The 19,232-nt window shown below is 58.2% G+C and carries 20 protein-coding genes and 1 riboswitch; of the genes, 6 read left to right on the top strand and 14 right to left on the bottom strand.

The features are described from left to right. Positions 1–9 precede the first annotated feature (9 nt). Positions 10–450, bottom strand: coding sequence for a MarR family winged helix-turn-helix transcriptional regulator (locus FE782_RS25270; RefSeq protein WP_138197146.1), 441 nt, complete (start codon positions 448–450; stop codon positions 10–12). Between the two features lie 211 nt (positions 451–661). On the opposite strand from FE782_RS25270, the gene FE782_RS25265 reads away from it, so the two are divergent. After that, positions 662–1,336 (top strand): YetF domain-containing protein, encoded by a 675-nt coding sequence (locus FE782_RS25265; protein WP_158299541.1) that lies wholly within the window; start codon positions 662–664, stop codon positions 1,334–1,336. Positions 1,337–1,434: 98 nt separating this feature from the next. Here FE782_RS25265 and FE782_RS32420 read toward each other — a convergent pair whose 3' ends face one another. The 6 genes from FE782_RS32420 to FE782_RS25240 all read right to left on the bottom strand — a co-directional run bounded on the left by FE782_RS32420 (position 1,435) and on the right by FE782_RS25240 (position 6,823). Further along, the gene (locus FE782_RS32420) at positions 1,435–1,578 is read right to left on the bottom strand and encodes a hypothetical protein (protein WP_158299540.1); all 144 of its coding nucleotides are present in this window, start codon (positions 1,576–1,578) and stop codon (positions 1,435–1,437) included. A 109-nt stretch (positions 1,579–1,687) separates the two neighbouring features. Continuing rightward, positions 1,688–2,977, bottom strand: a complete 1,290-nt coding sequence (locus FE782_RS25260; RefSeq protein WP_202914605.1) for a DNA recombination protein RmuC — start codon at positions 2,975–2,977, stop codon at positions 1,688–1,690. 910 nt (positions 2,978–3,887) lie between these two features. After that, positions 3,888–4,853 carry an alpha/beta hydrolase gene (locus tag FE782_RS25255; protein WP_138197143.1) on the bottom strand — a complete coding sequence of 322 codons (966 nt, stop codon included), beginning with the start codon at positions 4,851–4,853 and terminating at the stop codon, positions 3,888–3,890. 51 nt (positions 4,854–4,904) lie between these two features. Then, positions 4,905–5,132, bottom strand: a complete 228-nt coding sequence (locus tag FE782_RS25250) for a hypothetical protein (RefSeq protein ID WP_138197142.1) — start codon at positions 5,130–5,132, stop codon at positions 4,905–4,907. Between the two features lie 240 nt (positions 5,133–5,372). Next, the gene (gene trhA, locus FE782_RS25245; RefSeq protein ID WP_238392659.1) at positions 5,373–6,032 is read right to left on the bottom strand and encodes a PAQR family membrane homeostasis protein TrhA; all 660 of its coding nucleotides are present in this window, start codon (positions 6,030–6,032) and stop codon (positions 5,373–5,375) included. A 23-nt stretch (positions 6,033–6,055) separates the two neighbouring features. Then, positions 6,056–6,823 (bottom strand): metallophosphoesterase, encoded by a 768-nt coding sequence (locus tag FE782_RS25240; protein ID WP_238392658.1) that lies wholly within the window; start codon positions 6,821–6,823, stop codon positions 6,056–6,058. Between the two features lie 183 nt (positions 6,824–7,006). On the opposite strand from FE782_RS25240, the gene FE782_RS25235 reads away from it, so the two are divergent. Together FE782_RS25235 and FE782_RS25230 are read left to right on the top strand one after the other, a co-directional pair. Next, positions 7,007–7,399 carry a helix-turn-helix domain-containing protein gene (locus FE782_RS25235; RefSeq protein WP_138197140.1) on the top strand — a complete coding sequence of 131 codons (393 nt, stop codon included), beginning with the start codon at positions 7,007–7,009 and terminating at the stop codon, positions 7,397–7,399. A gap of 210 nt (positions 7,400–7,609) precedes the next feature. After that, positions 7,610–7,694: riboswitch (cyclic di-GMP riboswitch) on the bottom strand. A 175-nt stretch (positions 7,695–7,869) separates the two neighbouring features. Then, positions 7,870–8,727 (top strand): DegV family protein, encoded by an 858-nt coding sequence (locus FE782_RS25230; RefSeq protein ID WP_138197139.1) that lies wholly within the window; start codon positions 7,870–7,872, stop codon positions 8,725–8,727. A gap of 25 nt (positions 8,728–8,752) precedes the next feature. Here FE782_RS25230 and FE782_RS25225 read toward each other — a convergent pair whose 3' ends face one another. Both FE782_RS25225 and glmS read right to left on the bottom strand, forming a co-directional pair. After that, positions 8,753–9,151: a helix-turn-helix domain-containing protein gene (locus FE782_RS25225; RefSeq protein WP_138197138.1), complete on the bottom strand. Its 399-nt coding sequence runs from the start codon at positions 9,149–9,151 to the stop codon at positions 8,753–8,755. A 10-nt stretch (positions 9,152–9,161) separates the two neighbouring features. Further along, positions 9,162–10,964 carry a glutamine--fructose-6-phosphate transaminase (isomerizing) gene (gene glmS / locus FE782_RS25220; protein ID WP_138197137.1) on the bottom strand — a complete coding sequence of 601 codons (1,803 nt, stop codon included), beginning with the start codon at positions 10,962–10,964 and terminating at the stop codon, positions 9,162–9,164. Between the two features lie 90 nt (positions 10,965–11,054). Between glmS and FE782_RS32415 the strand changes: the two genes are divergently transcribed. Beyond that, entirely contained in the window at positions 11,055–11,210 is a 156-nt protein-coding gene (locus FE782_RS32415) for a hypothetical protein (RefSeq protein ID WP_158299539.1), read from the top strand. Between the two features lie 9 nt (positions 11,211–11,219). Here FE782_RS32415 and FE782_RS25215 read toward each other — a convergent pair whose 3' ends face one another. Genes FE782_RS25215 through galE form a run of 5 tightly spaced genes read right to left on the bottom strand, consistent with a single transcriptional unit; the run spans position 11,220 to position 14,893 of the window. Continuing rightward, positions 11,220–12,392 carry a DegT/DnrJ/EryC1/StrS family aminotransferase gene (locus tag FE782_RS25215; RefSeq protein ID WP_138197136.1) on the bottom strand — a complete coding sequence of 391 codons (1,173 nt, stop codon included), beginning with the start codon at positions 12,390–12,392 and terminating at the stop codon, positions 11,220–11,222. Next, positions 12,316–13,038, bottom strand: coding sequence for an acetyltransferase (locus FE782_RS25210; RefSeq protein ID WP_202914604.1), 723 nt, complete (start codon positions 13,036–13,038; stop codon positions 12,316–12,318). The genes FE782_RS25215 and FE782_RS25210 overlap by 77 nt, the downstream gene beginning before the upstream one ends. 31 nt (positions 13,039–13,069) lie before the next feature. Then, positions 13,070–13,657: a sugar transferase gene (locus tag FE782_RS25205; protein ID WP_138197135.1), complete on the bottom strand. Its 588-nt coding sequence runs from the start codon at positions 13,655–13,657 to the stop codon at positions 13,070–13,072. After that, positions 13,654–13,833, bottom strand: coding sequence for a YwzD family small protein (locus tag FE782_RS25200; RefSeq protein WP_138197134.1), 180 nt, complete (start codon positions 13,831–13,833; stop codon positions 13,654–13,656). Before FE782_RS25200 ends, FE782_RS25205 begins: the two co-directional genes overlap by 4 nt. Before the next feature lie 13 nt (positions 13,834–13,846). Continuing rightward, on the bottom strand, positions 13,847–14,893 hold the full coding sequence (galE, locus tag FE782_RS25195) for a UDP-glucose 4-epimerase GalE (RefSeq protein ID WP_138197133.1): 1,047 nt from the start codon (positions 14,891–14,893) through the stop codon (positions 13,847–13,849). A 242-nt stretch (positions 14,894–15,135) separates the two neighbouring features. Here galE and FE782_RS25190 point away from each other — a divergent pair, with 242 nt between their 5' ends. Beyond that, positions 15,136–16,602 carry a chitobiase/beta-hexosaminidase C-terminal domain-containing protein gene (locus tag FE782_RS25190; RefSeq protein ID WP_158299538.1) on the top strand — a complete coding sequence of 489 codons (1,467 nt, stop codon included), beginning with the start codon at positions 15,136–15,138 and terminating at the stop codon, positions 16,600–16,602. A 15-nt stretch (positions 16,603–16,617) separates the two neighbouring features. Further along, complete coding sequence (locus FE782_RS25185; protein WP_138197131.1) at positions 16,618–19,218, top strand: right-handed parallel beta-helix repeat-containing protein; 2,601 nt, start codon at positions 16,618–16,620, stop codon at positions 19,216–19,218. The last annotated feature ends 14 nt before the right edge of the window (positions 19,219–19,232 follow it).

Here is a 19,232-nt window from a genome sequence, read left to right as displayed (position 1 = left end):
TCTTCTCCCCTAAGGCTCTAATAACACGCGCGCCAACTTCTCGTAGGTGTCTATGAAGAGCAGCGCTTCGTCTTGTTCGAAATGCCGTAAGTATTTGGTCAGCAGCTCTTGAATTCGGTCTTCCATCTCTTGGGACAATCGACGCCCCTCTTCGGTGAGCCGCAAGTATGTGACCCGGCGGTCCTTCTCGTCCGGCTGCCGTTCGATCAAGTCCTTGTCGAACAGCCGGTTGATGATGGCCGTGACGGAGCTCTTCCCGACGCAGAACGTATCGGCCAGCTCCGACGAGGTGCAGCGATCGTTCTTGCGCATATAGCGGATGACCGCGTATTGGTCGAGCGTCAGGTCGTCGCGCATTCGCTCGCGAATGGCGGCGTTGATCCGGCGCGTGACGATGAAAGATGCTTCTTCGTATCGTTCGATGATGGAGGACAATAGCGCCTTATCCATCGCTTCTCTCCTCCTTCCTTCTACCCTCGGACAAGTTGTTTCATGCTGAAAATGTTCTACTGACGAATGATTCGACCAGTGAACTATATCACCGGAAAACGCTACCCGTCAAGCGAATTCTGTGCGCGTCTCCTCATATTTTTCGGGCGGCGGTCCATAATACGAATCATACCTATTCGGCGGCCTTTCGGCGCTTACGGAGATGACTCGCTTGCATCAGTTCGCGGATTTGTGGATAGTCGTCGGCAGAACGTCTACGATCTTCCCCCTTATGCTGCTTGCGGCGCTCTTCATGGGGAAGCGGTCGGTCGGCGAGCTGCCGGTGTTCGACTTGCTCGTCGTCTTGACGCTCGGTTCGATCGTCGCGGCCGACATCGTCGACCCGCGCATCGACCACGCGCACACGGCGGCGTCGATCGTCATGGTCGTCTTGTTGGAGAGGCTCGTGTCGTGGGCCGCGGTGCGCTATCGCCGGTTTCGCCTCGTGACGTCGTTCGAGCCGACCGTCGTCGTCTACCAGGGCAAGCTGCTCGACCGCAACATCGGATCGATCCGGTACACGATCGATAACGTGCTGCAGATGTTAAGGGATAAGGGCGTCTTCGACGTCAGCCGCGTCGAGATGGCGATCGTGGAGGGGACGGGCAAGCTGACGGTGCTCGAGCGCGGTCAGCCGTTCTCGTACACGCTCATCGTCGAGGGGATCGTGAACGAGGACTCGCTTCGGGTGCACGGGAAATCGATGGCGTGGCTGGAGGAGCAGCTGCGGGCGCAAGGCATCGAGTCGCTGGGAGACGTGTTTTACGCTTCGTTCGGCTCCGACGGACGGGTGTCGGTCTCGCGCCGACGGGAATCCGAGGCCGGCGTGCCGCGCTTTCGGCATTAGCGCGGCGGCGGCGGAACGAGGCGGATCGAGCGAACGGAGGTCGGGTCGGGACCTCAACGAGGAAGGCCGGAGTCCTAAGGGCTCCGGCCTTCCCGTCTTTATGCCTCGTCCGCGGCGGTCTCCGCTTCGTCCGCGGGTTCTTCTTCATATGTCATCCCGATGCCCGGCAGCTGCATCAGCGCTTCCTGCACCTCGCGTTGCTGCTCCGTAATCGTCTCGTCGTACGGCGTCGATCGCGGCATGGCGGCACGCTCCTTTCGCATCCGTCGTTCCGCTTATCGTTCGCAGCTCCTCGGAGGAATATGCGACGCCTACGACGGGCTGCGGCCGGCTCATCGCCTAAGGCGCACCCTACGGCTCGCCGGCGGCTCGTCCCCACTCGGGCGGCAGCGGCTCCGGCGCGTCGGCCGACGGCGCGTTCAGCTCCTCGACGCCGCGCAGCCGGCGCTCGATCGCCCGCGTCCGCACGGCGGCCCCGTCCAGCGTATTGGACGCCTCCTGCAGCTTCTTCTGCGTCTTGTCGAGCAGGTCGCCGAACTTGCCGAACTCGGTCTTCACCGCGCCGAGCACCTGCCATACCTCGCTCGTCCGCTTCTGAACGGCGAGCGTGCGGAACCCCATCTGCAGGCTGTTCAGCAGCGCCGACAACGTCGTCGGGCCCGTCACGACGACGCGATGCTCCCGCTGCAGCGTCTCCCACAGCCCCGGCCGGCGCAGCACCTCCGCGTACAACCCCTCGAGCGGCAGGAACATGACCGCGAACTCCGTCGTCGCCGGCGGATCGACGTATTTCGCCTGGATCGACTTCGCTTCGGCTTTCACGCGGGCTTCGAGCATCTTGCCCGCTTCCGCCGCCGCGGCCGCGTCGCCGGCCTCCTGCGCGTCGACCAGCCGCTGATAGTCCTCGAGCGGAAACTTCGCGTCGATCGGCAGCATCACGCCTCGTCCGCCGCCGTCCGACTTGTCCGGCAGATTGACGACGAAGTCTACGCGCTCGCCGACGCCCTTCTTGACGGCGACGTTGCGCTCGTACTGATCCGGGGCGAGCGACTGCTCGAGCAGCGCGTCGAGCTGAATCTCGCCCATCGTGCCGCGCGTCTTCACGTTCGTCAGCACCTTCTTCAAGTCCCCTACGCCGCTCGCGAGCGACTGCATCTCGCCGAGACCCTTATGCACCAGATCGAGCCGCTCCCCGACGAGCTTGAACGATTCGCCGAGCCGCTGCTCGAGCGTCGCGTGCAGCTTCTCGTCGACCGTCGCCCGCATCTGTTCCAACTTCGCGTTGTTATCGGTCCGCAGCGCCGACAGCTGCCGCTCCACCGTCTCGCGCATCGTCTCCAGCTTGTTCTCGTTCAGCCGCGTCAGCTCGGCGAGACGCGCCAGCAGCGCATGCTGCTGCCGCTCGAACGCGCTCGCGAGCTCCTGCCGCTGCTGCCCGCTCGCCGACAGCGTCTCCTGCCGGACGCGCGCCAACTCGTCGCGCAGCCCCCGCTCCGTCTGCTCCACCGCGCGAACGAGCGCGTCGAGCCGCCGCTCCGTATCCCCGGCGTTCCGCTTCGCCGTCCGCTGCAGCAGCGCCAGCAGCAGCGCCGCGTTCGCGACGCCCGCCCCCGCCGCGATCCAACCGATCAGGTCCGTCATATGTTCGTTCCGCCTTTGTCCTGAAATTACCATCGATTGTACCACAAAACAGATGTTCGCGTCAGGCCGAGCTCCGTGCCCCCCCTCGTCGTGAGGCAGGTCGAGCCCAATGAGGCGGAAAAATGGGCTTATTTCGCCTCCATAGGCCCGGATAGCAAAAAGCAATGTTCATGCGCCGCGTTTTTTAAGAAAAATGCCTTTCGGCGTCCTTTAGGTTCGAGCTTGTGCACCAATTGTGCATGGAAAGCCTGGGGCATACGCTCCGTTTGCTCCGTCGTCGTCGTGTTCTCGGATCGGAAAGACATGATGCGGTAAGAACACGACGACGAAAGTCGCGAAACGGGACGCGTGCCGAACCGGCGGGATATGCGGCGGGCATGCGAACCGTAAAGAAAATATGCTGACGGGCTGCCAACGGTAAAACTTCTTGACGGTAGCTGCCTCTAAGACGGATGAACCGAAGGCGAGGAGCGAAAGGCAGGAGGCCGGGCGCGGACACAGTCCGATGGGGTTGATTGGCGGGCTTGCGAACCGTAATTAAAATGTGCTGTCGGGCTGGCAACCGTAAAAATTCTTAACGGTAGCTGCCCCTGTGACGGGTGAACCGAAGGCGAGGCGCGAAAGGCAGGAGGCCGGGCGCGGACACAGTATGGGGATGATTGGCAGGCTTGCGAATCGTAAAGAAAATGTGCTGTCGGGCTGACAACCGCAAACTTTCTTAACGGTAGCTGCCCCTGAGACGGATGAACCGAAGGCGAGACGCCAAAGGCAGGCGGTATGGCGTCGAGTTCGCGCAGCATGAGCAAAACCGGCCGCAATCGTTCAGCTGAGCGAAGGTCAATCCAGGAGAAGGAGCGCGAGAACAAGTACCTTCAACCTTCATGGAATGCCTCAAAGGGACCGGGAAGGGTCACCTCCTCCCCGGTCTCGCCTCGCTTGCACCCTCCACTGGATCCCCCGCCTCGTCCCGAAGCAGGCCGAGCGAACCCAGGAACGCGTCCAGCTCCCGTTCGTACGACTCGCGGCCGCGCGCCCACGACTCCGCATGCGCCGCGCCCGGCGCCAAATACATCGACTTCGGGCATGTCAGCCTCTCGTACACCGTCTCGCTCATCCACGGCGGCACGTAGTCGTCTTCCCGCCCGTGGATAAGCAACACCGGCGCCGCGATCGCGGCTCCGTCGCGGGCCGGCGACACCTCCCGGAAGAAGAAGCCCGCCCGCAGCTTGCACCAGAGGCTCGTAATCGGCAGCAGCGGGAACCGCGGCAGCCGGAATTCCGCCTTCAGCCGATAGGCGAGCTGCTCCGTCAAATCCGAGTACGGGCAGTCGGCGACGACGAACGCCGGGCGACGGTCCATGGCGGCGAACTGCAGCGCCGTGGCGGCGCCCATCGATTCGCCGAACACGCCGACGACGGCGTCCCGCCCGAACCGATCGTACGCCCAGTCGACGACCGCCGCCAAATCGCGCTTCTCATAGTACCCGTACGTGGTGAAGTCTCCCCCGCTCCGCCCGTGCCGGCGGTGGTCGTACAGCACGACGTTGAAGCCTCTGCGGAGGAAGAGGTCCGCATACTTCACCATGCCGTACGACGAGGACGTCACCCCGTGGACGAACGCGACGGTTCGCCCGGTCTTCCCGCCGTCGGCCGGAACGAACCAGGCGTGAAGCTTATATCCGAACGGCGAGTCGATCGCGAACTCCTCCTTCGGGAGCGCGTCGAGCCGTTCGCGCGTAACGCTCCCGCGTTCGAGCTCGTAAGCGAGGATCGCTTCGGTCTTGTGCGTCGGAATGCGGAGCACCCGCTCCGAGAAATAGTATGAAGCCGCCAGCAACGCGGCTGCGGCCGTCGTTCCGGCAAGCGCCCAAATCACTGCGAAGATCCTCCTGTATCATCATGGCGCGACCGCTTCGGCGCGGAATCTCTACCCTTCGTCGCAGGGCGGGCGAAACCCGTTCGTCTCGTTTCCCGCTCCGGAATCTTCCTCGGTCTCGAGGGGCTGAACGGCGACGGCGGAAGCCGACTCGGTCTTCCGAATCGTCGGCCGCTCCTCGAGCATCGCGTTGGATTCGTAAGCTTCCCATTGTTCGAACGTGAATTCGAGCTGTCGAAGAATCTCCCTGACATCAAGCGATAGCTTGTGCTTCACCAACCGCGTCAGCCCTCTCCGTATCCGATTTGCCTCGGTAACGACAAAAACCCTTGCTCCGTTATTCGGAGAGGGTTGCGATCCCCTCAAACATTAACCAGAGTCATGCGTCTGGTAATGATTATATGAGTTTTGTCATGGTAGAGTCTGTCGAAGCTTGTCTCTGTCGCGTCATGAAATTGTCATTTTCTTTATTAATTTTTACTAAATCCGGGACTTCCATCCCAGTACTCCGCATCTACCTTACGAATTCGGCAAAATGTAACCTGCGATCATTACAAAATGTAACACCGTGCCGATAGATACGAAGATATGGAACACTTCGTGAAAGCCGAACCGATTCGGGAAGAAGTCGAACCGCTTCGTCGCGTAGACGACGCCGCCGACCGTGTAAGCGACGCCGCCCAGGAGCATCAGCGCGAACGCCTCGACCGGCAGCGCGTCCACCAGCTTCGCGAGCGGGATGATCGCGATCCACCCGAGCGCGATATAAAACGCGGTCGAAATCGAACGCGGCAAATGCAGGAACCAAACTTTCAACGCGATGCCGATCGACGCCAGCGTATACACGGCCGCCAGCATGCTCCACCGCCACCAGCCGTCGAGCCCGAAATACAGCACAGGCGTGTACGTGCCCGCGATAAGCAGATAGATCGCGATATGATCGAGCTTGCGGAGCACCTTCACCTTGCCGGGCGTCGTACGGATCCAATGGTACGCCGTGCTCGCTCCGTATAACAGGATGACGCTGACGCCGAAGATGACGCCGGTCGTCAGCTTCGCCGGCTCGTTCAGAAACTGGGCGATCAGAAACCCGAGCCCGACGCATCCGGCCAGCAGCGGAATCAGATGCGTGATCGTATTGCCCGGCTCCTTCATGCGCAGCGAATGAAGCCAGTTCATGTCGTTTTCCCCCTCCTAAAACCTTATAGTTCATGCACCGTAATTTCGCTTCGGATCAGAAACCGGAAGTTGAGGCCGGTCTGGCTGAGCCCCTTCGAGATGTAATACGTGCCGTTGCGGTCCGTATGTATTCCCTTGACGATGCCTTGCAGCGGAAGAGGGCCCTTGTACCGAAGCCGAAACACGAACGGCACCCGGAACTGACCGCCGTGGAAGTGGCCGCTCATCAAGTAGTCGTAAGGACGGTCGATGCGCCGCGTCACCGTCGGATCGTGCGTGACGACGATGCACCTCTCCCCGGGGAGCGCGTCTCGGAACGCCTTGCGCGGATGGCTCTTGCCCGAGTAATCGTCGTCGATCCCGACGAGCCGGAAGTTCCCCACGCGGAGCGATTCGTTGCGGAGCAGCGGGATGCCTCGCCGGCGGAACAGGTCCAGCATGGCGGGCAGGTCCGACCTCAACCGGTAATCGTGATTGCCCAACACCGCATAGACCGGAACCCCCGCGTCGCGGACCGCCTTCAAGTACTCGTCCACCTTGGGCAGATGACGAAGGCGCTGGGTATAATCTCCCGTTAGGAAAATGTAATCCGGCGACGTCTCGGCGATCAAGCGCCGCAGCTTCTCCGGACCGACCCACGTCTTCTCGACGTGCAGGTCGCTGATTTGCAGGATCCGGACGTTCAGCCCGAGCGGCCGCCGAACGCGGCGCACCTCGACCCACTGCGCGGGAAAGATGCATGCGAAATAAAAGACGCCGATGCACAATAGCGCCAAAGCTGCGTATATCACTCTCGTCCGTCCCTCCGCCTGTCTTATTTCTAGATTATAACCTATCGGCATCGGAATTCCTTGTTGTTTTGGGTTCTGGAAGAAGGTATAATTTTAAAAAATGGTATGAAATATGAAATTCTATTTCATTCTTCGGATACATTTTTGGGTGAACGATTCAGCGGCGGGGGGGAAAGCAGCACGATGAACTGTGGCGAAAGAATAGCCAAGTTACGCGAGGATCTCGGGTTAACGCAAGGCGAGCTTGCCGCACGACTGGGAATCACCCGCGCGTCGCTGTCGCATTACGAGACGAACCGCAGACAACCCGATTACGAAACGTTATCCGCGCTGGCGGATTTTTTCGACGTGTCCGTCGATTATTTGATGAAGCGCACTGAAAATATGAAAGAAAGTCTGACGCCGGACGTCTCCTTCTTCGTCGATCAATTGGAATTGTCGGACGAAGCGATCCTGGAGAAGATCGATTTCACCGTGGACGGCCGCAAGCTGACGGCGGAGGAAGCGCGCCGATTCATCGCTTTCGTGCGGGCGGAACGTGCGATGCTAAGAGGCGACGATAAGGCTGATTCGTGAAAGGGCTTTGTTCCGAGTTCTTGGACGGGGAATGGCTTAGGGGATGGAGCGCTTTCGGAGCTCGATCGATGTCGGAGCGGCGGTATTGCTCGTAAGCGGTCCATTTGGACCAGTCGATGCCCAGTTGTTCAAGAATCGTTTTCACTTCCACAACTCTTTCGATTTGCATGGCGAATACCCCTCTCGATCACTTATACCGCAATCGTTCACAGGAGAGGACCGGTTGCACCACTCGCTCCATACGTCCATAGGTGCCCACATTGTAAGGACGTATCTCATAGCTTCCTACATTCCTGTCTATATTATAGTAATAAGTCATATGTCTTGTCTGTCGTTTTTTGGAAAACAACTTCGATTCTTTTGTTGAAAGATGTCGAATCCGTGGATTTTTTTTGTAAATCCACCATTTTTTTACGAATATCTAATACAAGTCATATGACTTGACACGTACGTTGGAAAGGATGGACCTCATGGCCCTCAAGATCGTTACCGACAGCGCCGCCGACTTGCCGCAAGACTTCATCGCCTCGCACGGGATCGAAGTCGTCCCTTTAATGGTGTATCACGGAGAACGCGAGTACGAGGACGGCGTCTCGCTGCTTCCCGCGGAGCTGTTCGCCGGCATGCGCGAAGGCCAAACCTATAAGACTTCGCAGCCCCTCTACGGCAGGTTCGAAGCTTGCTTCCGCCGCCTCGCCGAGAACGGAGACGAGGGCATCTATATCGCCTTCTCGTCGGAGCTGTCCGGCACGCATCAGACGTCGCTGCTCGTAAGACAGTCCGTTCTGGACGACCATCCCGGCCTTGCGCTCGACATCGTCGATTCCCGGTGCGCTTCCCTCGGGCTCGGCCTCGTCGTCCGTCATGCGGCGGAGCTCGCGGCCGGCGGCGCCTCCCGAGCGGAGGTGCTCCAGGCGGTCGAGGCGCAGGCGCGGCGGATGGAGCACATCTTTACGGTAGACAATCTCGAGTACCTCGTAAGGGGCGGACGCGTCAGTCCCGTGGCCGCGTTCATCGGCGGCTTGCTCAATATTAAGCCGATCCTGCACGTCGACGGCGGCAAGCTCGTTCCGCTCGAGAAGGTCCGAGGGCGCAAGAAGGTGTTCGCGCGGATCTTGGATTTGATGGAGGAGCGCGGCACGAACGTGAAGGATCAATTGATCGGCATCTCCCATGGAGACGATCTCGAGGCCGCCGAAGAGATGCGGAGCATGATCGCGGAGCGATTCGGCTGCGAACGATTTTTCATCGGGATGATCGGCTCCAGCATCGGCGCTCACGCCGGCCCCGGCACGATCGCCGTGTTCTTCGCGAACGATCGGCGCTAGCGTCGATCGTTTCCCGCGCCTCCCGTCACGGCGCTTCGCCGCCGGCGGGAGGCGCCCCCTTATTCCCGTGGGGAGACCCTTCATATAGCGCCTGCTCGTTATGCCACTTGATGAATTCGATCAGGATCTTATATTCGTTGACCTGCTGCTTGTCGATGCCGCTTCGCTTCAATTCGTCCACGAAGTCCATCCATTCCCGCTCGAGTTGCTGCTTCTTCTCCGAATTCATGTCCATCTTGAGGAGCGTCTTCAGATCGACCTTCAACACGACGGCGATCTTCTCCATCACCTGAATGGAAGGATTCTGCTTCAGATTGCGTTCGATGCTGCTTAAATACGACTTGGAAATCCCCGCCCGTTCCGCCAGTTCGGACAAGGTGATGCCGCTCTTGGCTCGCAACTGTTGAATGTTTTTGCCGATCATGAATGTACCCCTATTCGACCGTGACGCTCTTGGCGAGATTTCTTGGCTTATCGACGTCGCACCCCCGATAGAGGGCCGCGTAATAGGCGAAAAATTGCAGCGGAACGGCGGCGATCAGCGGAGCGAGCGCTTCATGCACCTTCGGCAGGACTAAGGCGTCTCCCGCTTCTTCCAGCCCTTCGATGCTGATCATACATACGTTGGCGCCTCTGGCGATGACCTCCTGGGCGTTGCTGCGGATGCTGTGCTTGACGGCGCGCTGCGTCGACACCGCGACGACCGGCGTCCCTTCCTCGATGAGGGCGATCGTGCCGTGCTTCAGCTCCCCGCCGGCGAAGCCTTCCGCTTGGATGTAAGACACTTCCTTCAGCTTGAGCGCCCCTTCGAGGCAGATGTAGTAGTCCATCGCCCGCCCGATAAAGAAGCAATTCCGAGACGAGCTCAAGTACTCCCAAACTAAGCTCTCCATCTTTTCCTTTTCGTTAATAACGACCTCCATCGCGTTCGCCGCGAGGCTTAGCTCCCGGGCGACGTCGAAGGCGACTTCGACGCCCCGCGCCCGCGCGCAGTCGCAGGCGAATACCGCCAATACGCCGATCTGGGTCGTGTACGCCTTCGTCGACGCGACCGCGATCTCGGGACCGGCGAACGTATGCAGCGTGTAATCCGCTTCCCGGGACAACGTCGAGCCCGGCACGTTCGTGATCGTCAGCGTCTTGTGTCCGAGCTCGCGAATGCGGACCAGAACGCCGCGGCTGTCCGCCGTCTCCCCGCTCTGCGAGATGAAGACGAAGAGCGGCCGTTCGGAGAGGAGCGGCGGGTTGTACAGAAATTCGCTGGCGACGTGCGCTTCGGCCTTGATTCCGGCGACGCTCTCGAGCAGCTGCTTGCCGACCAAGCCGGCGTGATAGCTCGTGCCGCAGGCGACGATGTAGATGCGATCGGCCTCCCGCGCCGCGGCCCGAACGTCTTCCGGGATCGATACGCGCCCATCCTCGTCGACGTATTCGGCGAGCAGCCTTCGAATCGCCCCGGGCTGTTCGTCCATCTCTTTCATCATATAGTGGGCATACGGTCCCTTCTCGAGCTCGGCTACGTTCAGCTTGGCGACGAACGAGGTTCTGCGCACCTCCTTGCCTTGGGCGTCCTTCAGCACCGCGCCTTCCCGGGTGACCGTCACGGTCTCTCCGTCCATGATTTCGATGAATTCGTTCGTCAGGTGCAGCATCGCCATCGCGTCGCTCGCGATGCCCGCGAAGCCGTCGCCCACGCCGATCAGGAGCGGGCTCTTCTGTTTCGCCGCGTAGATTACGCCGGGATCCGCCTCGTCGAGCATCGCGATCGCGTACGAACCGCGCAGCATCGACAAAGCCGTCCGGAAGGCCGCCTCGACGCCGAGACCGCGATTCGCGAGCGATTCCACCAGATGGGCGACGACCTCGGTATCCGTATCGCTCTGGAACGAGACGTTGCGGAGCATCGTGCGCTTCAGCTCCGCGTAATTTTCGATCACCCCGTTATGTACGATCGTGAACCGCCCGCCGGCGCTCCGATGCGGGTGGGCGTTGCGGCGGCTCGGCGCCCCGTGCGTCGCCCAACGGGTATGACCGATGCCGAGCGACGCCGACGCATCCGGAGCTACCGCTTCGCGCAGCGCGGCGATTCGCCCCTTTTCCTTAAACACGTTGACGCCTTCGCTCCCGAACACCGCGATGCCCGCCGAGTCATAGCCCCGATACTCCAGCTTCTCCAAACCTCTTAATAATTGTTCCTCCACGTCCCTTACTCCGATGATGCCTACGATTCCGCACAATCCGTCCATCCTCCTTTAGTCCGAATCCGCTTTCAATGCCGTATACTTCCGCTGCCGTATTCATACGCTGTAGCGAGGGGAGGCTTCCACATGAACACCTTCGCTGTCTTCTACCGGAAGGCGAAAAGCCGTTACCACCGCGTTATGCGCGCCTATCACCTGATTCTCTATCGAGATTGCACCGACGCTCGGATACGCTCGGAGCTGCTCCGCCGCGCGGAGCGCCACGAGCGCATGATGGAGTGAGGGCTTCGCTTACGCCCCTTTCGTCATCCGTTCCGCCGGCAGACAACGCGTGACGCAATCCACGACGCGTTCTTGGTCCTCCGGCGTCATATTCGATCCCGAAGGCAGACAGAGGCCGGTGCGGAACAACCGCTCCGAGACGCTCTCTTCGCCGTGAGGATAATAGCTCGCCCCATAGAATAGAGGCTGAAGATGCAGCGGCTTCCAGACGGGACGAGCCTCGATGTCTTCCTCCGCCAGGGCGTAGATCAGGGACGACGGCGAGACGCCGGCTTCCTCGCCGAGGGTGAGCGCCGTCAGCCAGCGGTTGGACCTCGTTCCCTCCAGCTCCGGCATGAACTCGAAGCCCGGAAAGCGTCCGAGCTCCGCGCGATATCGCTCGAACACCGCCCGACGCGCGCTCACCCGGTCCTCCAGCACCTCCATCTGCGCGCGGCCGATGCCCGCGAGCACGTTACTCATTCGGTAGTTATACCCCATCCGGCTGTGCTGATAGTGCGGGGCCGGATCTCTGGCTTGCGTCGCCAGAAACCGTGCGTGCTTCAGCGCTTCCGCGTCGTTCGAGACGAGCATGCCGCCGCCGGACGTCGTAATGATCTTGTTCCCGTTGAAGGAATACACCCCGAATCGGCCGAGCGAACCGCTCGCCTTCCCCTTGTAGTCCGAGCCCAACGACTCCGCCGCGTCCTCGATTAACGGAACGCCGTACGCGTCGCACAGCTCCAGCAGCTCCTCCATCTTCGCGCTCTGGCCGAACAGGTGAACGACGATGACCGCCTTCGGCAGCCAGTTCGACCGCCTTGCGTCCTCCAGCGCCCGCTCGAGCGCGATCGGCGACATGTTCCACGTCTCGGGCTCGGAATCGATGAACACCGGCTCCGCGCCTTGATACAGAATCGGATTCGCGCTGGCGACGAACGTTAACGAAGAGCAAAACACCCGATCGCCCTCCCGCACGTCCAACAGCCGCAGCGAGAGATGAATCGCCGCCGTTCCGGAGCTGACCGCCGCCGCGTCCGCCACTCCCGCGTAATCCGCGACTTGCCGTTCGAACGCGTCCACGTTCGGCCCGAGCGGGGCGATCATGTTCGTGGCGAAGGCCTCGCTAATATACAGACTTTCTTTGCCGCTCATATGCGGGCTGGACAAAAAAATTCGTCTCCGGCCGATCGGCTTCGACATCGAAATCATCCCCCGTCTCGTTATATTTCACGATTCTTGCAGGCGCGCCGACGACCGTCGTGCGGGGCGGAATGTCGTGAATGACGGTCGCCCCCGCCCCGACCGTCGCCCAATCGCCGATCGTCTTGCCGGGGATGACGGCCGCGCCCGCGCCGACGAAAGCCCCCGTCCCGGCTTTCACGCCTCCCGTTAACGTCGCGCTCGGCGCGATGTGAGCGTAGCCGCTCACGATGCAGTCATGCTCGACGATGGCGCCGGTGTTCACGATCGCTTGATCGCCTACGGCGGCGCCGGCATTCACGACCGCGTTCGCCAGAATAACGGCGCCGTGGCCGATGACGCTCCGCGGGCTGACATACGCCCTTGGATGGACGAGCGTCATATAGCGATCGGGACGCAATCCGAGTCTCATGGCGATGGCGCAACGGGTTCGGTTGTCTCCGATCGCGATGACGAACCGGAGACGGTCCATCCCGCCGGCGAGCGACAGGGCAGACGAGACGGGGCCCGTATAGACGCCGTTCTCCAGCTCCAGGCTCGGGTATTTATCGTCCAGAATCGCCGCGACGGTCAAGTCGTTCCGCGCCTGGATCATGTCCTGGATCACCTTGCTGTGCCCGCCGCCGCCGATCAAGGCGATGTGCATGATTCGCCCCCCTCTCTGCAGGAAATTCCGTTTACGTGCCGGTGAACTTCTCCATCGTGACATGGTTTTGGTGACTGATGCCCTCGGTGCGGATGACCTTCTTAACCGTGAGGAACAGGATTTTCAGATCCAGCAGCAGGCTTCGATTCCGGACGTACCAGAGGTCTAGGGCGAACTTCTCCTCCCATGTGATAGAGTTTCTCCCGTTCACCTGCGCCCAGCCCGTCATACCCGGTCGAACCTCGTGCCGCTTCATTTGCTCTTCCGTGTACAGCGACATGTATTCCATCAGCAGGGGACGCGGGCCGACGAGGCTTAGATCCCCTTTGATCACGTTGATCAGCTGCGGGAACTCGTCTAAGCTGAACGCCCGAAGCGTCTGTCCCAGCGGGGTCAACCTCAGGTGGTCCGGCAGCGGGTTGCCCGCGTCGTCCGTCGCGTTCGTCATCGTGCGGAACTTATACAGCCGGAACGGCTTGCCGTGCAGCCCGGGGCGCTCCTGCGCGAACAAAATCGGGGAGCCGATCCGCAGCTTCACGACGAGCGCCGTGACCGCGACGACCGGGGACAACAGGAGGAGCAGCAGCGTCGCGACGACGACGTCGAAGCACCGCTTCATTGGCCTCGCCCCGCTTCGCCGCCGCCGCTCTCCCGGATCGCCGACAGGATTTGCTCGCGAAGCTCCTTCACGAGGTCCTTGGCTTCCAAATTCGCCGTGGCTTGCCCTTTCTTATAAGCCCGAATCGCGATCTCCCGCAGCTGCTGCTGCGTCAATTTCAGCGAAATATTATCCATATGCGCGTCCCTCTCACACGACCGTAGTGAACAGCCCGGCTTCCTTCGCGGCCGCATAGCCGTTCGGGTTGCGGCATTGCCAGCGCCAAGCGTCCTCGCACATCGCTTCGATGTCCTTCTCCGCCGTCCAGCCGAGGACGTCCCGCGCCTTGGACGGGTCGGCGAAGCAGACGCCGATATCCCCGGGCCGGCGGTCCGCGATCGCGTACGGAATCGTCCGGCCGGACGCCTTCTCGACGGCGGCGACCATCTCCAGTACGCTGTAGCCCCGGCCGGTGCCGAGGTTGAACGCTTCCATGCCGCGCCGCTTCGCGACGTAATCGAGCGCCTTCAGATGCCCCTTGGCGAGGTCCACCACATGGATGTAGTCCCGCACCCCGGTGCCGTCCCGAGTATCGTAATCGTTGCCGTAGACGCCGAGCCGCGGAAGCCTTCCGATCGCCACTTGCGTAATATAAGGCATCAAATTGTTCGGGATGCCGTTCGGATCCTCGCCGATGCGGCCGCTCTCGTGCGCTCCGATCGGATTGAAGTAGCGCAGCGCCGCAATGCTCCATTGCTTGTCGGACGCGCAAATGTCTCGGAGGATTTCTTCGATCATCTGCTTCGTCCGGCCGTACGGATTCGTAGCCCCGAGCGGCGCGTCCTCCGGGATCGGCACCCGCTCCGGCAGCCCGTACACGGTCGCCGAGGAGCTGAACACCAGCTTCTTCGCGCCGAAGTCCGACATGACGTTGCACAGCACCAGCGTACCGACGACGTTGTTGAGGTAGTACTCGATCGGCGCGTCCACCGATTCGCCCACCGCCTTCAGGCCGGCGAAGTGAACGACCGATTCGATCCGATGGCTTTGGAAAACGATCTCCAGCGCCTCTCGATCGAGCAGATCCGCTTTGTAAAACGTAACCGACTTGCCTGTGATCTCCTGCACGCGCCGCAGCGATTCCTCGCTGCTGTTCTGCAGGTTGTCGACCACGACGACCTCATGGCCGGCTTCCAGCAGCTCTACGCAGGTATGGCTTCCTATGTATCCGGCGCCGCCGGTGACTAGGACTGGCATGGGATATCAACCTCGCTATTCATTCGTTATAGAGAACATTTGGATAAAAAAAAAATAGGCAAGTGATTTATATGTTCATTTTAGTTCTTTATAAAGAACATGTCAAGATAGTTTCGATCTAATCGTTCTCTTGCAGGAAAGGAGACGCGACAAGAAAGAGACATATATCATCGCACACCTTTCTTTCGAACGGCATATGTATGAAACAAGTAGTTTCACGTATAGGATCGAGGTGTATAGCCATGTATATCGATGACAGCAGCGCCCACCCCGACCGTACCTACAGCTCGGAAAAAATCGAGCGATTGCTCGATGCTAAAGTAAATCTAAGCGACGCAGTTCTCTACGAGAATTGGACCCCCGGGGAAAAGGTTGAATTGATTGAGGAAGTTCCGCCGCTCGTAACCGCATCGCCGGAGGGAAGAAACTTCTCCCAGCCATTCACCGTTACGTTAACGGCGAATGAGCCTGCAACGATTTACTATACGTTGGACGGATCGACACCTACCGAATCAAGTCCTGTTTATTCCTCTCCTATTCCCATAACGGGAACCGTTACGCTTAAATACTTTGCGATAGATGTCGCTGGTAATGCCAGCGCAGTACAGATCCAAGTATACTCAAGCATTACCTCGGACACGAAACCGCCGACGGTTACGTCTTCTCCGCCGGGCAATAAATCGTTTAACTCGGCCCAAACCGTGACTTTAACCGCCGACGAAGCTGCTTCAATATATTACACCCTTAACGGTTCGGACCCAACAACCTCAAGCAGCGTCTATACAGGCCCGATTCCAATTAGAACGACTACGAACCTAAAATACTTCGCCGTCGATCGCGCCGGAAACAAAAGCCCTATTTACAGCTTTTGGTTTACGATCGATCAGGATCCGCCGAATGACGTTACTTCACTAGCTTATACGAAATTAACTGCCACGAGCGTCCGGTTGACATGGAATGTCTCCGGTTCTACAGACGTCACTTTTTACGAGGTTTTTAGCGGTCAAACCGTAGTAGCCAGGACCAGAAATCGACTCGCGACTTACTCCGACATCATCGGCTTAACTCCATCGACAACTTACACATTCACAGTGAGAGCCAAAGACCTAGCGAACAACTACTCGTTCGGTCAGAGCATCACACTTACGACTCCGCCGGTCTCACCGAGTTTGGCCGGTCTTGTTACGAACGGTTTAGTTCTGTTAGAGGAAACTCCCGAAAATTACTCCTTTTTATATCCTAGGAATTACTTCGATGGCAACGAACCTTTCACCCTAACCATGACCGTGAAATCCGACCAAGGGACGTCCTTCCTCAATATTTTCGACTCTGCCAGAGAGAACGAAGCAACGACCAGCGTGACGGTGAAACGGAATTACAGCCCTAATACGCAATTCGTCGTAACGCTTTTTGCTAGAGACCTGAATACCAATGCGATTGTCGCAACCTCCCTTTTTACCGCTTCGCTTAGTACCGCCCCATACTATCACGTGGTCCTAGTACGCGACGCATCCGCTATCTCCCTATATCTTGATAATGCCTTAATTATGCAGAAACCGTTCGGACCGCAGTTCCACATCGCCCGTCTTGAAAGACCATTACTTCAAGTCGGCGATAAAGTAAACAACGTGTGGTATGAATATTTAGCCTATTATAATAGGGCGCTTACAACAGAAGAGCGGGCGCAGAATTACAAAACCCTTCTCTAAAGGAGGTCCTACGTTATGGAGGGAAAACTGAAAAAACTGAAAAACGCAAGCAACGAGTACCTGTTGCCGATCACTGTTGCCGAGGCCGTTTACGTCGAGCCAACCGTGAACCTAAAGTCGAGGCTTAGCGACATAGATACCATTATAAATTCGATGTCGGGTAGCGCGACTTACATGATCGATATAGAACGATGGGGGATCGTGCAAGGGCTTCCGCAGAAACCTTATACGGAAGCGGATTATACGAGCGCCGACCGAAACATCCAGGGAATAAACAATGCACTTGCCTTTGCTCGGGAGAGCGGCTACAACGCCGTGGTCATCCCGAGAGGGGAGTACTCCATCTGCTACCCTAGGTCGATTGCAATGCTTAGCAACCTTACCTTTTTTCTCAATGGATCGACTTTTAAGGTCATGTATGACTCGGACCGAAAATCGCCCTTTGATAACCGTACTACTAACGATTACTTTAACTTTAAAGGAAATAGCTTCGTGTTCGAGAACGTAACCAACGCTCATCTCGTTGGCGGAAGAATCATAGGCGACCGGACGGATCGGAGTTGGACCAACGCTACGGAAGAAGCAAAGATGGAGCATACCTATGGAGTTGTGATCGGAAGAGGGTCCAGCCATTGTTCCGTCTCTCACTGCGCAATCAGCGACTACATGGGAGATAACGTCTCGCTGGTGAGTTCCGCGTTCCGATCCTTGGTCGAGTTTTACCAGGGACTCACTGTAAACGGCCTAGACGATAAAACCGGACAACCGACGACATCGCAGAACACGGTTATCACTACGAATATCCCCCTCCCTTCGGATGTGGAATACTCTTCTATTCTCATCGCAGGCGCTGGGTATACCCGGGAAACCAACCTCAACGTAAGAGAAGTGGATGTTTATTTTTACGGTGAAAATAACGCTTATCTCGGTGTGCAGAAGAGACGCAAGATTTATACGCCCATTACCGTCCCCGTCGGCGCAAGAACGTTCAGACTGCTGTTTCGCCAAGAAGCGAACGCAAATAAATACATGCAGATCACTATCGTCTACGGCGACATCGCTCACCACAACGTCATAGAGCATAACGAAATCTTTAACGGCCATAGAGGCGGTATCACCGGTGGAGGGAGCTACAACGTCATTCAGCATAACGTAATTCGCGACAACGGGAAGAATACGCTGAAGTTTCTGGACGGCCTCCCGACGTTCTACGATCCTACAAGGTATGCGATCAACCAAGAGGATTCCTTCGGAGATAACTGCGTGATTCGTAATAATCTGATATACAATAGCAACCATGGGATACTGGTAGGTTGCTACTCCGTACAGATCGAGAACAATCATATCTATAACGTGGATTCAACCGCGGTCAATCTATATTCGCTCGCTCACGCGACCATCCGAGGAAACTTTATATTCAACTGCGGGTCTTCGATCGGACTAATGACAGCTCGCATAGAAAACGCGTACGTCAATATTACGGGTAATAGCATACACAACGGAGTGACGATTTTGAACGGTAGCGGCTACCAGGTTTCCGTGACGGAAAATAACTTCGTCGACCCCTTCATAATCGAGACGGCACGCGGCGCATTGTACCATTTTAAGAATAATTACGTAAAATACAGCAGCGCCGTTGGAACGAGTTCGGTTACCGTCGATCGAATCGAAGGTTGCACGTTCGATTCGTTGTATCCGCAAAAGGAAGTGAATTTCAGAACGCTCGAATCGGTGAATAGTACATTTCGAAACATCATGGTAAATATGAGAACACGCGACGAATTGACGGTTCGAGATATCCTCGTCTTGGAAGGATGCAGCTTTATTCAATCCACGCTCAACAACCATGTTTACATGACGAAGGGCAAAGAAGCCAGGGTCCGTCGATCTAAGTTCGAGGATTCCTTCATAAGCGTCGGGAATACGAACACCGCCGGGGAAACTCCAAGCATTGCATTGGATGACTGCGACATTACGGTCAGGGCTAATAACAGTCTTCTTATTATCGAGAGCAACCGTGGATACGGGTCGATCCGGATTACCGATTCCCGAATCGCGATCCACAACCCATCCTTCCAGCACCTGTTGCGCATTGCCGCATATCCGGCTTCAGCGGAAGTCATCTTGAAGAGAAATACTCTATCGTTCGCTGGCGATGGTTCGCTTGACTTAACTTACTATTCCAACGCGTCCGGCGTTCTCCGGTTCGTATTCGCCGACAATCGTACGACTTCGAATTTAATTATTCCTACGGTAAACGACAGCAGGTTCGTCCCATATGACCCGGAGCGCAAGGGGGTGTCGGAGCCATCTTCCGGGTATTTCCATCTTGGCGACATTTACTTTAACGCAAGGCCCGTGCCCGGAAGTCATGTTGGGTGGATTTGCACCTTGGCCGGTTACGCGTCGAACGTCGCTTGGACTCCAGGTTCTATCTATTCCGTAGGCGCGGAGGTGCATTCGAACGGTAAGGTGTACCACAGCATCACTTCGGGAACAAGCGGTTCCATGCCTCCCAGCCATGCCTCTGGCAACTGGACAGACCCTAATGGATTAACCTGGAAGTACATCGGACCGCGAGCCGTCTTCCGCACATTCGGCCCGATTTCCACATAACCCAACGTAAGGCC

This window comes from Paenibacillus antri (assembly GCF_005765165.1).
In the GTDB taxonomy this organism is placed as follows: domain Bacteria; phylum Bacillota; class Bacilli; order Paenibacillales; family YIM-B00363; genus Paenibacillus_AE; species Paenibacillus_AE antri.
This window is presented reverse-complemented; position numbering and strand designations above follow the sequence as displayed.

Coding starts and splice junctions, on each gene's coding strand:
- FE782_RS25225 (WP_138197138.1), bottom strand. CDS start 9,151: ATGATCGGCAAAAACATTCAACAGTTGCGAGCCAAGAGCGGCATCACC.
- FE782_RS25260 (WP_202914605.1), bottom strand. CDS start 2,977: ATGACGGACCTGATCGGTTGGATCGCGGCGGGGGCGGGCGTCGCGAAC.
- FE782_RS25200 (WP_138197134.1), bottom strand. CDS start 13,833: ATGGATAATATTTCGCTGAAATTGACGCAGCAGCAGCTGCGGGAGATC.
- FE782_RS25215 (WP_138197136.1), bottom strand. CDS start 12,392: ATGTCGAAGCCGATCGGCCGGAGACGAATTTTTTTGTCCAGCCCGCAT.
- FE782_RS25185 (WP_138197131.1), top strand. CDS start 16,618: ATGGAGGGAAAACTGAAAAAACTGAAAAACGCAAGCAACGAGTACCTG.
- FE782_RS32420 (WP_158299540.1), bottom strand. CDS start 1,578: ATGCCGCGATCGACGCCGTACGACGAGACGATTACGGAGCAGCAACGC.
- FE782_RS25205 (WP_138197135.1), bottom strand. CDS start 13,657: ATGAAGCGGTGCTTCGACGTCGTCGTCGCGACGCTGCTGCTCCTCCTG.
- galE (WP_138197133.1), bottom strand. CDS start 14,893: ATGCCAGTCCTAGTCACCGGCGGCGCCGGATACATAGGAAGCCATACC.
- FE782_RS32415 (WP_158299539.1), top strand. CDS start 11,055: ATGAACACCTTCGCTGTCTTCTACCGGAAGGCGAAAAGCCGTTACCAC.
- FE782_RS25270 (WP_138197146.1), bottom strand. CDS start 450: ATGGATAAGGCGCTATTGTCCTCCATCATCGAACGATACGAAGAAGCA.
- FE782_RS25230 (WP_138197139.1), top strand. CDS start 7,870: ATGGCCCTCAAGATCGTTACCGACAGCGCCGCCGACTTGCCGCAAGAC.
- trhA (WP_238392659.1), bottom strand. CDS start 6,032: ATGAACTGGCTTCATTCGCTGCGCATGAAGGAGCCGGGCAATACGATC.
- FE782_RS25210 (WP_202914604.1), bottom strand. CDS start 13,038: ATGCACATCGCCTTGATCGGCGGCGGCGGGCACAGCAAGGTGATCCAG.
- FE782_RS25190 (WP_158299538.1), top strand. CDS start 15,136: ATGTATATCGATGACAGCAGCGCCCACCCCGACCGTACCTACAGCTCG.
- FE782_RS25235 (WP_138197140.1), top strand. CDS start 7,007: ATGAACTGTGGCGAAAGAATAGCCAAGTTACGCGAGGATCTCGGGTTA.